Source organism: Pleionea sp. CnH1-48, from assembly GCF_024124665.1.
Lineage (GTDB): Bacteria > Pseudomonadota > Gammaproteobacteria > Enterobacterales > Kangiellaceae > JAMXSB01.
This window is the reverse complement of the sequence record NZ_JAMXSB010000009.1, coordinates 205,418-223,741: the sequence shown is the minus strand read 5'-3', so window position 1 is coordinate 223,741 and position 18,324 is coordinate 205,418. Positions and strand designations below refer to the sequence as shown.

Annotated in this window: 8 protein-coding genes; 4 read left to right on the top strand and 4 right to left on the bottom strand. The window is 41.6% G+C overall.

Annotated features, from left to right (window positions below; genetic code table 11):
• Positions 1–11 precede the first annotated feature (11 nt).
• The 4 genes from NH399_RS15725 (at position 12) to NH399_RS15710 (ending at position 6,132) form a co-directional block, all read left to right on the top strand.
• A complete protein-coding gene (locus NH399_RS15725; RefSeq protein WP_253041729.1) occupies positions 12–4,265 on the top strand; it encodes an RHS repeat-associated core domain-containing protein in 4,254 nt (1,417 codons plus the stop codon).
• Entirely contained in the window at positions 4,265–4,702 is a 438-nt protein-coding gene (locus tag NH399_RS15720; protein WP_253041727.1) for a hypothetical protein, read from the top strand. The genes NH399_RS15725 and NH399_RS15720 overlap by 1 nt, the downstream gene beginning before the upstream one ends.
• Before the next feature lie 327 nt (positions 4,703–5,029).
• Positions 5,030–5,335: an ankyrin repeat domain-containing protein gene (locus tag NH399_RS15715; protein WP_253041725.1), complete on the top strand. Its 306-nt coding sequence runs from the start codon at positions 5,030–5,032 to the stop codon at positions 5,333–5,335.
• A 368-nt stretch (positions 5,336–5,703) separates the two neighbouring features.
• Complete coding sequence (locus tag NH399_RS15710; protein WP_253041723.1) at positions 5,704–6,132, top strand: N-acetylmuramoyl-L-alanine amidase; 429 nt, start codon at positions 5,704–5,706, stop codon at positions 6,130–6,132.
• Positions 6,133–6,170: 38 nt separating this feature from the next.
• Here the strand turns inward: NH399_RS15710 and NH399_RS15705 are convergent, their stop codons facing one another.
• The 4 genes from NH399_RS15705 to NH399_RS15690 form a co-directional block, all read right to left on the bottom strand.
• Positions 6,171–8,579: a DNA-directed RNA polymerase gene (locus tag NH399_RS15705; RefSeq protein WP_253041721.1), complete on the bottom strand. Its 2,409-nt coding sequence runs from the start codon at positions 8,577–8,579 to the stop codon at positions 6,171–6,173.
• Between the two features lie 359 nt (positions 8,580–8,938).
• On the bottom strand, positions 8,939–9,499 hold the full coding sequence (locus NH399_RS15700) for a transposase (RefSeq protein ID WP_253041719.1): 561 nt from the start codon (positions 9,497–9,499) through the stop codon (positions 8,939–8,941).
• 330 nt (positions 9,500–9,829) lie between these two features.
• Positions 9,830–10,468 carry a hypothetical protein gene (locus NH399_RS15695; RefSeq protein ID WP_253041717.1) on the bottom strand — a complete coding sequence of 213 codons (639 nt, stop codon included), beginning with the start codon at positions 10,466–10,468 and terminating at the stop codon, positions 9,830–9,832.
• Positions 10,437–17,753 carry an FG-GAP-like repeat-containing protein gene (locus NH399_RS15690; RefSeq protein WP_253041715.1) on the bottom strand — a complete coding sequence of 2,439 codons (7,317 nt, stop codon included), beginning with the start codon at positions 17,751–17,753 and terminating at the stop codon, positions 10,437–10,439. The genes NH399_RS15695 and NH399_RS15690 overlap by 32 nt, the downstream gene beginning before the upstream one ends.
• Positions 17,754–18,324 lie beyond the last annotated feature (571 nt).

Here is an 18,324-nt window from a genome sequence, read left to right as displayed (position 1 = left end):
TGGAGATGATAATGTTTTATCGGTCTTTGTTATTGTGTGGGGCTTTATTCAGTGCTCATGCTGTTCAGTCAGCTGCTACAGGTGGCAGTGGAACCCATATCAGAGTCAATGAGTTTGTTGAATCAGATGCTCAAGCAAAAAGTGCCTGTGATGCGGCAGTAAGAGAGTTTAGGCCAGATAGCTCGTGTCCTTCGGCAGGTCGAAATGCTGCGGGTATGCGTGTGTATTCTGCGGGATGGTATCGAGAAGACGGTACTCGTTATCCATTCTTTTATTACAGCTTTCATGTGGGTGGAAAATCATGCCCATCTAATCCGGAGCAAACTCAAGGTAATCCTGTTGGGTGTTTAACGGGAACTAAATATCAATCGACGCCTATTTATCAAGGCTCGGGACATGATGCCTTGTCTTTCTCCACTACTTATAATAGCCAAGACCAAATAAGTAAAGATTCATCGTCTAGCAGTACACCAAGCTTGGGTATGCTTGGCGCTATGCGAGGGTTTTCTTTCGAACGCAAAGTGACTGGAAATCATGTTGACCGATGGGGTTCTGAATGGATTGTCAGCATTCAAAAAGCAAATGGTAACATTCAATATTACTACGGCGACAATGCCAACGAATTAAAAAGTACAACGGGAAGTCGCGCACGAGCAAAAGTATTAGCGGACAAAAGCGTTGAAGAAACGCTGTCTGATGGTACATTACACCGATATAACCCAGAAGGTCGACATGTTTCCGAAACCAAATCCAACGGCATTCAGCGAACTTACCATTATCATGAGTCTGGTTCTTCATCTGGAAAACTCGCGTCGATAACAAATACTTTCGGACAAACTCTAGCGTTTGATTACAATTCGGATGGCTTGGTGAGTAAAGTAACGGCTCCGGGTCACAAAGATTATCGGTTCGAATACGATGCTCATAAAAATCTGATTAAAATAATTTATCCAGATAGTACGGATAACGATTTAACCGATAACCCAACTAAAACTTTCCTCTTTGAAGACAGTCGTTTTCCTCATGGTTTAACCGGTATTATTGATGAGTCGGGTGTGCGTTATGCAACCTGGCAGTATGACGACAAAGGGCGTGCAACATCCAGTGTACATGATGGCGGTGCAGACCGAGTGGAGTTTGATTACTCAACCGAACATCAAACCAAAGTTCGACAATATGTTTCTGAGACAGAATATAGCGAAAAGATTTATCGCTATGAAACTTCTATTGGTGGACGTCGTGTCACCGAAATCGAAACGTTACCTTGTTCTGGTTGTGGTCAGGTGGGTAAAGATGCTTATGTTTATGATAAGGTTGGTAACCTTAAGCAAAAAATTCATGCCAACGGTAACATTGAAGAGTATCGATACGATAGCAATCAACGAGAAATATCCTTTACAGAAGCTTTAGGGAAACCTGAAGAAACGGTAACAACCAAGGTTTGGGATGATGCCGCCAATAAAGTCAAAAGCATCACCAAAGGGAATCTAGAGACAGCGTATATTTATGATGCACATGGCAAAGTGCTCACCAAAACACTGCGAGATATTGCAACCAATCAATCGCGTATTACTACCTACACTTACAACTCGTTTGGTCAAGTTACATCTATAGATGGCCCTCGAACGGATGTTAACGATACAGCCTTCTTTCGTTACGATTCGAGTACAGGGCGGTTAACTTCGTTTGATAATGCATTAGGGCATACTGTTCAGATTACGGATTACAACGCTGATGGAAGGCCTTTAAGCATTGTTGACTCAAATAATCAAACGACGACCTATACGTGGGACCACCGTGGTTTGCCATTAACACAAGCCATTAACGGTGCTCAGGCCAATTTTGAATACAATGAAGTAGGACTAATCGCTAAAGTCACTTCACCCTCGGGTGATACCTTAAGCTATGAATATGACGGCGCCCGTCGATTAACCAGCATTGCCGACAAGTCAGGTAATCGCGTTCGATATACCTATGATGTGATGGGTAATCAACTGTCATCGGAAAACCAGAATGTTTCCGGCGTTGTATTTAAAAAGCATTCGCAAGTTTTCAATGGACTTGGAGAGTTAGTGACTCTGTTAGGTGCGAATGCACAAAGTCAACAGTTTGCTTATGATAAAGCAGGCAATCAGAAGCAACATACGGATGGGAATGCGAACACTACAGAAAACCTCTACGATGCGCTAAGTCGATTAACTAAAGTGAAAGATGCTTTAAATGGCGAAACCTCTATTCAGTATGACAACGAAGGTCGAGTTATTTCCGTTGAAGATGCAAAAACATTAACAACCACTTATGAATATAATGCGTTTGGTGATGTGACTAAGCGAGTAAGCCCTGCAACAGGTATGACGACCTATACTTACGATAGCGCAGGTAATTTGCTAACAAAAACCGACGCAAGAAACGTACAAGTCTCCTATACCTATGATGCGCTTAATCGATTAGCGACGGTTCAATATCAAGGTGCTTCAGAGAGCGTAACGCTTCATTATGATGATATGCAAGATGGGAATTATGGTCGAGGGCATTTAACGTCGGTGATAGAGCCTTCGGGTAGCACTCAGTATGTCTACAATACCTTCGGACAGATGATTAAAGATATTCGAGTTGTCAACAATCAGTCTTATATTACAGAGTACCACTTTGACAGTAACGGACGTGCAACGGGACTGACGTATCCATCTGGTGTCAAGCTTCACTATGTGTATAACGCCTTGGGGCAAGTTCATGAGGTGCAAGTTACAATTAATGGTGTTCCTCAAACCATTGCGAGTAATATGAGTTACTTGCCTTTTGGACCTTTCTCTTCTTTAACCTATGGCAATGGGTTGGTTCAATTTAACGGCTATGATTTGGATTATCGACTGACTCAAAGTGATGTGACTGGACTTAGGCGTTTAAACTATAACTTTGATAACAACAATCAAATTACCACCATCAATAATACCGAAGCGGCTAATCAGACATTCTCTTACGATGAACTTAACCGATTAGATTCAGCGAGTGGGCAATACGGCTCTCTTGATTACGGTTACGATTCAGTCGGCAATCGAACTCAACTGGCAGAGAATGGTGACAATACGACCTATACTTATGGCAAATCTACTCAAGTGCCATCAGTGGATGGGACTATGTTACTCAAGTCTGAAGGTCATCGTGCGGTCACTTTTGATTATGATGCAGTTGGTAATACGATTCGTAAAAATGATTTGTTTATGAGCTTCAACCAAGCCAATCGATTAAGCTCGGTAGCCAAAGGCAGCACAACGGCTAGCTATCAATATAATGCGAAAGGTGAGCGTAGCGTTAAAATATTGAATGGAGTTGAAACACATTACATTTACAATACTCAAGGTCAGCTCATAGCAGAAGGCGATGCACATGGCGCGATTGTTAAAGAATATGTGTATTTAAATAATCAACCTTATGCACAGATTGTTGGTAGTCAGATTTACTATTATCATAACTCTCATCTAGGTGCGCCTGAGTTAATGACAGATAACAGCCAAAATGTTGTCTGGAACGCGAGCTACACTCCCTTTGGAGAAGCTCAAGTAACTGTTAATACAGTAGAAAATAACATCCGATTCCCTGGGCAGTATTATGATGTAGAAAGTGGTTTGCATTATAACTACTTTCGAGACTACGATCCCAGTATTGGACGTTATATAGAGAGTGATCCTATTGGATTAGGTGATGGTGTTAATACCTATTCATACACTCATCAAAATCCGGTCAACTATTATGACTCCAATGGCGAATCATCTATTAGTGCTTCGATAGGAGCTCATCCTGTTGGTCGAGCAGGAGTGGTTGGGTATCGAATTGGCTCAACAGCTAATAGTCTTTATACTGTTGCTAATGGTGGCGTGACTTTAGGTTCTGATATTTACGATTGGGTTAATGGGCCTTCGGATATTACGGCTCCGACACCATCACATAGAGCTGGTGATGAAGAGCGAACTGGAAACCCCGCTACTGACAGAGCTAACCCATCGGTGGCAAGACAACTTGAGTACGAGCGAGCTAAAGGTTACTGCGATTCAAAGCCTAGAGGTGATAGTTGCTCTTCTTTGTCAAAGCAAATTGATCATGCTAAACAATGTATTAAGTTCTATAAGCAGTTTGATGCTAAGTGGAACCCTGGGCGTCATACAGAGAAAATTGAGACTTGGGGATTACGACTTGCTAACTTAAAAGGCAAGTATAAAAAGAAATGCGCGCCGAAGTGTGCAACACAAGAGGAAGAGGATAAGTAATGAAATGTATTCCTGTTGAGAAAGATTGGGGTGATATTAATCGATGTCAGGAGCTGAAGTATGCCTATATGCATTTTCATGGAAAGTCTATGGATGAGTCATATGTTAGATTTCGAGCTAATGTCATTGAGGCTGTCTCAGAGCTTAGAGCAATGCCTGAAATACCTTTTAGATATTATATGTTAAGTTTTAATCAATTTATTGAAGAAAAAGAATATGATGAACTTGATGCAGCTGATACCGCTCATTGTTATCTTCGCGCAATTGAGTTAAAGCTGGAAAATGAACCTAATGTCATAGAGCCGATTATGAATCAGTTATATGAAACCCTCATGCATGTAGCAGATAATCAGGCTGCATTTGACGCACCAATCAATATTTATGGTAGCTTTGAAAAGCGCGTTGAAAAAATAAAGCTTATCTGGAAAGCTATTTAATAACATTTTGACTGAGTAGGAAAATTAACCTGAACCTGCTCAGTCAATCTATCCTATAGGGAAATAAATTGATTTAATATACACAAGTCTTAAAGACATATTAAAGGAGAATCTAGTCTTATCGTGTCAATAGTCAGTCCTTAAGCATATTGCTGAAAATCAACATGAGCTTGATGAACTTATAGAGCCTTAGTGAGCACTTCAAGTAAATAGTTATTTTTTTGGATAGTTTTTTGACTTTTCTATCGCAAGTAATGGGATTGTTGTGAATAGTTTGAAGGTGTATTAAAACAGTGCTTAGATACTCCCTCTTGGTATGGACAAAAGTTGAAAAGTGTAGACGATACTAATTTTATGGAAGATACACCATTACGTACAGTATGTCGCAGGGGTGATCTTGAACCAGTAAAGATATTAGTAGAAGTTGGATCTAATGTGAACGCTATTGGAGATATTGGTTGCACTCCGTTGTTTGATGCAATTGGAGGGAAAAGTCCTGAAGTAATTGAATATCTGATTTCTTCCGGAGCAGACCCTAAATATCAAAATGACCGCAAGTGGACCCCTTTATCTTATGCTATATCAACAGATGCCCCTGATGAAATAATAGCAATACTAAAAAAACATCAGTAGTAGAATGTAGGTGTTAATAGCTGATAGGCATGCAGAAAGTCTATCAGCTAAGTGTTAAGAGGCTATTCTTGCTTGTTGCTGTGATGTGTGATCAAGTGTCCTTGCACGCAACTTAGCTTCGCTCGATTACCATGCCTAAACTAAATCATTCAAGTTGGCTATCAAAAAATTTTCAGGAAACTGCAGAAGGAGAGTGTAAGAAAAAAGTCTCAAGCTGTCTTTAAAGTAGCAGCGTAAAACTTGAATCCCATCAAGCTTGCTCTAACTCCCCAATGTAATTTTATCTAAGTCTATTCTCGGGGCTGTCCTAAGCCCCTCTTCAAATTAAACAACAAATCTAAAACATTCATTAAGGAAAATGAAAAGAGATGAGAAAACTAAATAAATCAAACGTATACGGCCTTGTGGTCCACTGTAGCGCCACAAAGCCAAGCATGAAGGTAAACGCTAAGATAATCAAAAGATGGCACACAGAGGATCGGGGGTGGTCTGACATTGGCTATCACTTTGTGATCAATCGTGACGGTTCCTTAGAGTCTGGGCGCTCATTACAATATCAAGGCGCTCACGTTCGGGGCTATAACGCTCAAACTATCGGCGTGTGTCTCATAGGTGGGCTTAACGAACAGGGAGAAGCAGACGCTAATTACACGCTTGCTCAATATGCAACATTGAAACGCCTCTATGATGACTTAAGGCTACGCTTTCCGATTCAGGAAATTCTAGGGCATAGAGATTTAGATAAGGGTAAAGATTGTCCCTGCATAGATGTTCGGGCGCTGTTTTCGGAGGGATAAAAGAAAGGGGCCATTAAGCCCCTCTCTAAGTTACTTGTTTAACTAAATGCGTATAACGCCTCTTTAACTTCATTCAAATCAAAGTCACCGCACGCAGGTAAGAGCGGTGCTTTCTTTTGAGTATCAGGAAGCATTTGGCTATCTAGCTCCATTTTCAGCTTTTCATAAACAGGTTCTTTATAAAGGTCGATTAATGTTTTTCTGATGAGTATGAAGAACTCCTGAGAGTCACCTGCATGAACTCCAAAAGAATCATGTATCAAACAGAAATCTTTTAACCCATACTCTTTGTTAGCTTCTAAAACGGTCATCATTAAGTGGGTGCTATCTAATGAATGAACAACGTTAGGGCTGATAGCATTGACCATTTTATCCACATCAATATCACTTAGCTGTTTACGGAATCCAACTTGACAACGCCCACCTGTTAACCGAGTATTTATTCTTTTAAACTCTGTTTCATAAGCCACTTGATACGCTGGAAAGTTCAACGGTGTTGTCCAGGCGATGGCTTTATTATCCTCCGCGATTAGTCTTGCTGTTTCCTGCATCCAGTTCATAGCTTCCTCTGCTTTTTGTACGGTGCTTTCAATCACACTGTAGATTTGCTCTGCAAGGAAGCGCGCCATTTTCTGTCCGTATTTATCACCTTTTGGTAAAGTTAATAGTCCTTCTTTCAAAGCAGGCTTAACGATTTCTTTCATGATATGCTCTTGAAAACCTGCAACGGTTGCGCCATAGGGATACGTCATTACAGGCGTCTTGGTGATGCTCCTAGAGATGACTCCCGCAAAGAATGCTAACCATAGTTTTGCCATTTCATCGTCAGAATTAAGTAGAGCTGCACGCAGACCATTAGCGATATCTTGATAGATATCTTGAGGCGCATCGCGTACCGATTCTGGAGGCAATAAGTTAACGGACTTGGCAGTTAACATGCAACGAAAAGCTGCACCTAAATGTTGCAAGCCCGAGCATGTCCCGTCAAAAGCAATTGGCATTCTCGATAGATACTTATCGCCCTGCTCAAAAGCACCCTTAAGCTCTTCACAAACGGCCTGAAATAAAAATGGCTTGTCTGCACCTGTCCAGAAAAGATTATTTTCAGGGTCTTCCGCAGAGTCAAGGATATCTTCAAGGTTGTCATCAACCCATTTGATACGGTCAAAGAAGCTAACCTTATCGACGCCAAAGCAGCCCGATGCGTGAATCTTTAACCAAAACATACCATGTCGCCCCAGTGGTTTACCTTCTGAAAACTCAAGTAAGGCTTTAACGTAATCGGGTCCTTGAGGATTCAACGTTGGGACTGCATAAACACGGCCACGAGTATCCACTTGATAGGGCATGTAAATCTTATCAAAGTTTTGGAATCGTTCAGCGATATCTAAGTGAGTTAAACGATTTACTCGTTGGCTTATGAATCCCTGATTAACTTTTTTAACCTCCTTTTTTTCTAGATAACTCATGTCATCTGTTAGCTTGATGTCTTCATGAGGTATATACTTTTTGGAAGACAAGCCCAGTGTTAATTTTTTCTCAAGCATTATCTTTTGAAGCTTCAAGGCAGACTTTCGGATTCTCCATTTTGTGCATTGAATTATGTTCAGCGCTTTAAATACATGCTTAGGGTTTTTGTGATAAATCAACGAAAGCTGCTCTGGTATTTTACGCTTAACAAAAGGTACGGCTTCTTGAGCATCGGTAAGATAGCCACCACGCCTTAAGTTATGAATACTCCAGTCTTTCGGCTTGACTACCATCGGAAGATACAAAGGGGACAAGTTTCTGTATTTGTCCTTATTCTTCTCTATCCACTGTCGCATCGATTCAGTTGCAAAAACTCTTTTCTGTTTTCTTTTTTTATTAGCGCTTTTTACTTCTCTCACTTCAATCCAGTTAGTCGATTGCTCAAGTACATCAACACAGAACGCACCTACTTTTAATTGTGTTGCTTCGTCCCAACTTTTATGGACTCCTTCGTATCTATCATTGATATACTGTAAGGCGGTTTTACGCTCCCACTCAGACGCGCCTTTGTCTTTATCTATTAAGTTTTGGTGATGTTTTTGGCCCTTCTTAGACAGCCCAGACCATAAAACTTCATCCTCTACAGCATCGCCTATCCGCATCCCTACATAAGTTAGGCTGCGCTCTTTGCTGATGGTCGATAGGACTCTTTTAAGGGTCAGGAAAGCTAATATTTCAGGCTCAACAACACCCTTAAGCAGTTTTACAGGAACTGATAAGTTTTTCTTCTTTCTGAGCTCTTTTTTGAAGCCTTCTGTTAGTTCGGGTAATTCTTCGGCGATTTTTTTACGCCCATATAGTGTTTCGTCTTCGGCTCCTTTCTTTTGTGCTTTTTTGATTCGGTTGTCGTAACGCTCGTGACCTAAATCCCTTCCTAGTTCTTCCATTTCGATTTGTACATTTTCTAAATTATCCATTAAGCGACTTTCCTATTTTAAATGTCTGTTAGCGAACCTGTGCGGCTCTAAATGTATAAACAGCGGTCAATAATTGAGCCTTTATCCATGTGCCATTAGCAATCCATTGTGTATCTTAAATACTCTTTTGATGCCTTTATCCATAGGCCAATAGCAATCCATTAATCCGCAATAAATATCGTGATAATTAACCTCCTTGGTCAATATCACGGGGCGAGATTATATTAATGGTATGACCAGCTAGGCAAGTAGTATTTACGTACTAGATATAAGTTTTTGACATAAAGTGTCATAAAGGTAGTTTTGGGAGATCATAAAGGTTAAAAAGGGAGTGTGTGGTTAATTATATTGACTACCAGCTAATTGATATGTACATAGGCCATACACGTTAACACAGCGGCTTCATCCAACAGCCCAATGGTTTTAAAACGGCCCTCCCAGAAACGACCTGTACACTCATCTTCTTTATTGGCACGACGAGCCAAGTGTTCATTCAAACAACGCATATACCAAGATAGCGAACAGAGCCTTCCTTTCCAGTTTCCAATAAGCTCCAGGGCTTTAGTCTGCTCTGCAACAGTAGCGACTCCTGCTAAGTATCGTTCGACTATGACTGGTATAGAAAACAACTGACGCCATCGATGAATGACCTCTTGCTCATCCCAATCAACTGAACCTTCATCGTTTAAGCGTACAACAAGATGATAATGATTCGACATAACCGCATAAGCAGCTATTTCAATTGAGAACACTTTCGACAACTCAGCAAGCCTGTCTACTACCCATTGCTTTCGGTGTTCATAGTTTCTTCCAGTGAGAGTATCCTCCCCACATAGAAATGCGCGCCTGACACAACGGGAAATACAATGGTAATACGAAGTCGTTTCTGAACACACGAGTTCCTTTCGTGCACGGGTCATTTATAATATCCTTTTAATTAATAAGTCTAAGAAGCTCGTCTTCCTGACGGGCTTCATCAGTATTTTATCTGGTTAGACTTGTCAAACTGAAAGATGGGTGTCCTTTATCTCTCCTATCTATATAGTTTGACATATTGATATCCAATAATTCTAACAAGCAGCTTGTTGAGGAGTATTTAAACTATAGCACTTTTTAAGTACGCTAAGCCTTTATGCATGAGAACGGTTATCGAAAAAACTTTTTATTAATAAGAAAAAAGCTCATCTTCCTGACGAGCTTCAACGCTCTTTCATCTCAATTAGCTTGTCAAACTGAAAAATGAGTGTCCTTTATTTTTTCTGCCAGAAGTATTTTTTATTTCCCAAGTTAACTTCCTTTTCACTGTACCATCCTTTATTAGTGTCGTATTGACTATTAAATGTAGTATCTAAATGACTACTATACTCTTTCACGAGAATATTCCCTTCTTTTTCTACCAGACTTATTTTTCGTTTCACTTCAAACTTATAACCTGATCTCCTACCATTACTATTCTGACTATGATCCCACTGCTCATAAATATCATAACAACCACCACCGCAAGATTTAACACTGATATAAGTTAATCGACTACTCATCATCAATGTATGCAACTTTCCTACTTGCTTAAAACCCTTAGTCAAAACGATAAGGGGATGAGCATAAACAAACTCTTTTTCAATAAAAAGCCCATCTTGCTCACTTCTTTCTCTTAGACTTAAGAGTCCACCATTACACTTAACTTGTAACACAGATACAATGGACTCCCCCTCATCTATTAGCTCTGATTTACTTGGCAAGCTTAAAGGGCATATAGAAAACCCCTTAAACTTTATCTTCTCAACTTCATGAGAGAATTCAATAGCTTCAATATAGGAGCAAAATAAAAGGAAACTCCCCAATAGTATTCTATACACTTTAATCCTTCCTATCAGCATTGTAAGTTTCATAGTTTTTGTTTCTAATTGTTCTAGCTACATCACTATGATAAACACTTGACTCGAACATTGTAGCAGTTGCAGTAAAGAATGACCGAACCGCTCTCACAATACTAAATTCGGCCTTAATTTTAAACTTTTCGTTAAACTTAAAGTCAGCTCCCAAGCGAAAATCTGTCAATGTTAGCTCTCCGGTATCAATATCAACTAACCCTTTAAACTTCGCCATACCTAATGATCCAGACAGTTTATAATAACCAGTCTTTCCCTCAACAATCACATTGGATTGATCTAATGTTAACTTAGCCCCTGATTTTAACCTAATACTTTGCTTTCCTTTCATCGCCTCAACCAAAGTAGTCCCTTCAGTATCAAAGTGGAACAATCCATCTTTTTCAACAAATTCTTCATGAATTCTCTTCAATGCATACTTTCTGGTTTTGTTGTAAGGAATGGTCTCTTTCCCTGCTTCATTATTGTAAGCCCACTGAATAGCATTAGTCATAAACCCATTAGTGAACTTACCACCTGTCGCCTGAGAAATCAGCCCTCCAGTCACACCAGCAGCGATGGTTCGCTTCCACGAAAAACCATCATTACCCGTATCAATACTATCATTTATCCAGCCTCCAGCAAGCTTAGTAAAGAACGCAGATACAAACCCATGACCAAATTTACCTCCATTCAAAACAGTCATAGTGCCACTTAATGTGCCATGTGCCAGCGCAGCGTTGATCCCTTCAAGATGATTGCCGATCCCATCGGCAATTTCAGCTGAGATATAAGATGTGGCAAAACTACGAACCCCAGACGTCACTCCACTTTTGAGATTTCCACCTAGTGCAATATTATTTGCAGCATTCATAGCAGCCGCAGCCGCTCCGCAAGGAGGACATCCAACAGCAACGATTGAAGCTGCAATGCTTCCAACGGTACTGGCTATACCAGGAAACTTATTATAGAAGTAATTACCAAATACTCCTCCCATAGCAAACCTTGCCACACGGCGAAGATTCTTCAATCCACCACTCACTTTATACCCCGTCGGGTCAGTGTACTTAAGCGGATTATTCTTCACATAAGAATAACGATTAAAGCCTTTCGAATCCGTTGCACCATCTACATGAGGATCGGCCTGCATAAAGCGGCCCAACTTCGCATCGTAGATACGGCCATTCATGTGAATGACTCCGACTTCATCCAACATCTCATGACCAGTATAACCTTGTGAGGTAATACCTAATGGACTGTAGATAACCGAAGTGAACTCTCCACTCCAGGTAGTCGCGTTACGTTTGTTACCAAACACATCGAAGCTGTTCTCTTGAACAATCACACCGGATGCATTGGTAATCACATCGGTGGAGCCTAGATGGTCTTTTAACACATAGTGGGTTGTCGCTGTAGAACCATTGATTTCAATAACCGCTCCAGGTACTTGACGACGAAACACTTTGTCACCGTTTGGCTTCTGAATGTATTCGGTGCCGCCTAAGTAATAGGTCGTTGTTTTGCCGGAGCTGTTAGTATCGACACGCTTGTATCGACTGCGCATGGGTGAGTAAGCAAAGTCTGTTGTATGACCACTCTTCTGAATACGGCTCGGCTTATCAAAGGTCGCGTACTCAACCGTACGACCAGCACCACTGACCATATTACCGTTTAAGTCATAACAGTAGCTGTTATTACCTGCTTGAGTCACAGCGTGAATACCCGCTTTCACACTCCCACAAGTCGCACCGTCATAACGGTAGTCACCTACATCATGCTTCCAGGTTAAGTTACCCGTGGCATCATAGCGGAACTTCTCAACCCCATTAACGGTTGTCACTCGGTCAAGTGAGTCGTAGCCGAAGAGTTCTTGCAGCTGTTTACCACCACTCAGCTCTTTACGGTGCTCCAGATTACCAATGGAATCCCACTTGTATTCCAAATCCTGAATGCTTTGTGTATTCGCATTCACAGTAGAAATACCCGTTAAGCGTGACATCTTGTCATCGTAGGTACGTGTTGTTACCAAGCCGTTGCCCAGTGTTTCTTTAACCACGTTGCCAAAGGCATCCATCGCATTGATGGTTTGATACACGGTGGCATTCACTCCACCGCGAGCATCACGCACTTTCTCTACAAAACCATACTCATTGTAAACGTAGCGCAATCCGTAGTTACCACCCGCCGTGTTAAAGCTCTGGAACACACGACCATACTCATCAAAGGTGGTGCTCTGAATAAACATCACATCATCAATGGTGGTTCTCACCAAATCCGCTCGACCGTAATCGTCAAACTCCGACTCAACTACATAGTTTGAGTAGTCGTCATGAATTTTAGTCAATTGACCTATAGAACCTGAAACAACAGTGCTGTTATCAAACGTCCAATGAGCACGTCCAACTATTGTACCGTTTGCATCTTTATCTTCTTGCTTTACTTTGCGTCCTTCGCGGTCGTAGAAGTTAGAGACAATCTGGCCTTTCGCATCTTTCTGCTCAATAACCGCACCTTGCGCATTGTAGGTATAATGCCAAGCTTTATCGTTTTGACCGCCTTTATCCCAGTCCAACATGGACGTCTTACGACCCAAGGCATCGTAATTCACTTGCGATTGCAACACATCGTTAAACTTTACCGTGCGTAAGTTACCTAATGAACCATACTCATAATCCAACTCACCACCCAGGTTATCGACAACCTTAACCAACTCACCTGCCGCATTCTTGTATTCGGTTTTCTTATGACCTTTATCATTGACCGATTCGATTTTCAGTAAGCCGCCATCCAGGCCCAAGTAGTTGACTTTGCTGACACTGCCATCGGCATGCGTGATTTGAACCACATTGTTCAACACATCGAAGTGATTCGTTGACCAATACTGTGCAGTACCATCACTGAAGTAAGGCTGGCTCGTAGTGTATTCACGACCTTTGTTGTCATAACGTGTATCAACAAAAGTGCTACGACCATCAAAATGGATATTCGCTGCACGTAATGGACGACCTAATGCATCTATATACGTAATGCTGGACGCACCACCCGCACTCACTTTGGTCACTTTAATCACAGCACCCGTTGGGCAGTCGCTTTCGACCGAACACCAGCTTTTGGTGGTCTTCGACCATCCGCCTGTTGCTGTACGAGTAAAGTATTCATCACCAAAAGTGGTGTAGCGGCTTTCACTGACCACGCCTTGTGCATTCTTCACCTGAGTCGGCAATCCTAACTCATTACGCGCTACAACTTCTGAAACCAACTGACCATAACCGTTGTAGGTTTTGGTGGCATAACGACCATTAACATCATAGTCGGTACGAGCTGCACGCTGAATGAAGTAAGCATCGCTTGTCGACTCGGAAGGGTTCGTCGAACAAGTCACCCCATAGCTACACATAAGGGCATAAGTTTTATTACCAAAGCTGTCGTAACGATACTCGGTTTTCAGATACTCTGACTTGTCAGTGCTGTTAGGCTGAATAATTTCTTGAGTTAACGCACCTGTCATATCGTCGTACTCAAACGCGGTAGAACGAGTGATAGAAGTTTGTCCCGCTCGCTCGTGCAACACACTGGTTGAAGACAAACGACCAAGAATCCAGTTCGTTGTATCCGGTGTTTCAAAAGTATTCACTGTACGCTTATGGGTTAACCAACTGCCTGTATCACAGCCAGTTACACCGGATGCACACACATACAAATCACTTTGAGTTAACTCACCATCGGTATTGTATTCATTCACGGTAATCGCTTGCTTTGTCAAACCACCTTTTTCTAAGGTGCTTGTATTAAAGAACCAGCTGTCTTCAACCGCTTTTTCCATATAAGGAAGGATGATGTTCTTTGCGCCACTGTCTGTCAGGTAGCTTCCTGTGACTTTAGTGTTCCAGGTATTTTCTGCACGACTCATTAAGCGATTGTCGGTCTGCTCACCATACCAAACTTCAGACTTTAATGGACTGCCAATGTAAGGATAATCCTGACTATAAGTTGTACGGGTAATGACACTGGTTTGCAAATCACGCGTCTCCAACCACTCAAAGCCTAAAGCGCCTCGACCGCGTGGTTGAGTACGAACCTGACCGTAGCGATATTCAATGCCATTCATATTGCTGGCATCATTGTGAGCAGGTGCTGAGCTTTCTACTTTTTGAACCACATACTGAGGGCCATCAAACTGATAAGTCACATGGCCTTGGCGCATGTTCCAACCGTTAGTGCCTTGATATAAGTTAGGCTGGCTTGGATCATTCAACGCCTTATAAGTAATCTTGGTTTTGTTACCCATGCCTGTCGTGACTTCCGTAATACGGTTTGCCACTTCAAATGGTGTTTTGTTAAACGAAGCATAGTTGTCGAAGTTTGTATAGGTAGTATGCTCATCAATAACTACAGAGATAAAGTCAAGATCTCCATCACTGTTTAGGTCAACAGGGGAAATATGTTGGCCAATACTTCCACGCATCATGGAGTTATGAATCACATCAACCAGCTCACCGTCACGATTAAACTCTCGATACTTCAAATATTCATCATGAACAAAGTAAACTTCGTTTAAACCATCTTGGTCTAAATCCAGGAACCAAATTGGGTCATTTTTATCAACGAGTGTTGACTGCTCTGGCAACATTTCTTTACCAGTAAAAATACGATATACCCAGTAGCCTCCACTGCCCTTATAATAAATATCAGATATTCCATCAAGGTTGACATCAGCCACCTGAAAATCTTTATCATTAAGAACGTTAATTCCAAGCTGGCCAAGATTCACAACATCTTTAAACTTATGACTACCTTCTGATGTATAAGCAACCCAAAAGTAGTCAGATTCTGTTATCCTAGGCTCTCGACAAATTTTTGCACCTAGGTGAGCAGCACACCAATCATCACTTACTCGTCTCATTCGAGTTACTTTTGCAACTAAATCAATACGACCATCACGATTGAAGTCAGCTACCACAGAATGCTCGGTGTCAACAACGATGTGGTAATCAAAAATGTCATCTTGAATACCACCAAAGCTTGTTTGAACTGTAGTCGTTTCAAACTCAACAGCGAACTCATCAGAAAAATACTTACCCTCTGTTACATTCGCACCTAAATGATAACGAACATAAGAACGGTCATTACGCTTATATACTAAATCAGGTAATGCATCGCCATTAATGTCACCTAAGAACCAGTTTTTGCTATCGCTATCAATATCAGATAACTTTAAGGTTCTCTGACTAAAGTCTGATTTCAGACATCCGTTCTCAAAAAATACTGCTATTAATTCTGTTGGCGTAGTTAATAGGGCTTCATCAACGCCATCTCCGTTAATATCGAAGTTAGCAAAAGTATGATCGGCATGAATGTCACCTTCTACATATCCCTGACATACCTGCTTATATTGCTCACCATCAAACTCACTAATTGCAAGGAAAGAACCTCGAACCCAATCTGACTGCGGACTACCAAATGAGCTCTGTGGCTCACCAGTGCTTGGATCTATCCAAGCAACTTCTTCACCATTTATATGCAACCATTCTGGTGTTGGGTCACTATCCAAATTGATGTAAATGCCTGACTTAAATTCAATTCCATTATGGGAAAGCGTGTCGGCAATGATGCCTTTATCAGCAACTTTCCAAGTAAAAGTGAGCGGCTTAAGATTTACACCATCTTTACTTTCGGTTATAGATTGCAACCGGCTAATGTTATCCGCATAGTTACCGTAGCTCAGAGTGTACTTTCGAACTTCTACACCACCATCAGATACGGTGATATTATTCAAAATGTCTCTCAGTCGAGTCTTACCACCCAGAGCATAACCAACATTGTAATCATCACGAGTCGTATCGAAATTAAACTGAATAACAACGTTAGGACCATAACTCACTTTATTGATATGGAACTCGCCTTCTGACTCATACTCGGTATATTCATAACTAATACGGTTGCTAAAGCGGTCTTCACTATACGTTTGTGCCCAAGCCAAAACTTCTTGTGCAACAACACCATTTTTATTCGCTAAAAACTGAGAGTCAGACGTCGCACCATATCGGTTGTAACTACCATCTTTAAGCCACACTTCAAAGTAATCTGGTCCGGCACCTGCTTGTCCTTTTGCAATAACTTTAGTATGAGACTCTGTTACTGTTCGGTATTCAGAATCGGACTTACCGTATTCACCTCTGACCAACACCAAACGCTGACCGTCCAAACAGAAGCGATCATCATAAGAAAGAGTTACGGATTTATCGTATCCATCGATTAACTTACTTTGACCGCAACGAGAAATGGAAGATACGCCAGAAATACTCCAACCAACACCAACATGACTATTACCGCCACCAGAGTTGTAAGCCAGAGCTAAAGAAGGTGCGATAGCGCCCACGCCCTTAGGAGTGTAAATAGGTAATTGATAAGTAGCATTACCCGACTCATCGACTCGGAACTGACCCGTTGTAATACCAACAGCATCGGATGTGATGTCTCTTGCAGGAATAGGCTCAACGTGAATGGCTGGTGCAATTTCTGTTGAAGCGTCGTCTGTACGGATTTCAACGAACTGACCACCGACGCCCGCTAATAACGTGTAAGACGCCTGATTATTGGTGATAACCATATCATCACGGCCATCACCGTTCACATCCAGGAATAAGATAGATGAAGAGGTAGACCAATCTAAACCAAGATAGCCACTAGCAAAGTTTTGTAGTAACGAGCCGTTACTGTCCAACAAAGTGGCTGGCGCATTATCACCTTCGCCTTGTAATAACATTTCATTGTGGCCGTCACCATCAACATCACCAAATACCACACGAGGATTTGTAAGTGAATCATCCATCTGGAATTCAGTATAAGAAGCATTCCCACTCACATCCCAGGACACAATCGCATTCGGAACATTCGGCGCAATAGCAATAGGCGTAATGATGTCACCGTGTAAGAACACAAACTGCTGTTGTCCTAGCAACAACAGCTCATCACCAGGATTCGCATTCAAGTTAGAGGCATAGGCCTGATAGCTCTCTGCACTCCAGTCTTCGATATTGGTGATTTGTGGGTGAGTGGATGTCCAATTGATATAGATAGGTGAAGTGATGTCTTCACTGGTGCTGGTGGGCATTAACCCTGAGGTCGCGCCTCGTGCTTTGGCTTGAATGAAACTGTCGGACTTTCCATCCCCATTAAAATCGCCAGTCACTTCATTGTGAGTCGTACTGTACCAGGGGAACGTCGGATTCGTGACCGCCTGTGCGGTCGAAAAAGAAAAGACACTTAAAGTCAGTGCTATCGATGAACCTAATAATCGCTTCATTCAAATCATTCCTGAGTCAATGTTGAATCGTCCAGCACCTAAAATGAGGTCCTGGCTGAGCTATCTAAAAATTCGTGTATATCTGTACGCCAATAAAGTGCTTAAGGCCCTTCTGGCAATCATTCAACTGAGAAATTTTTAAGTGTCTGCCACAGTCAAAAGGTGGAGACATCTGTTATACCCGTCGCCTTTCAAGATGCAGCGGTGTTGGCTGCGCGCGCTCACCCCAATCACTTAGTCTATCTAAGCTCAGGGGACTCGCTTGCTGGCCGCCTACCTGCACCTCGAAATACTTTGGCTATATTTACCTTCTCAAGTCTTCGCTTTCTGAACCGAAATCCACAGCAATGTGACCTGCCGATATTCTCTGTCAGAAAGTACAACCAACACCTGAAAACAAAAACCTGTCTTCAAAGCAGACAATCTACCTGCTCCAAAAAAAGTTTCTAATTATTTGATATTATTAATATTTCTTTGGCTAACCTTAGCCGTGTCTTGCTTTCATTCCGTGAGGATTTGAGCCTAGTATCTTAATAGCCTCAATAAAAGTGGCGAAATGATACCCAACTTA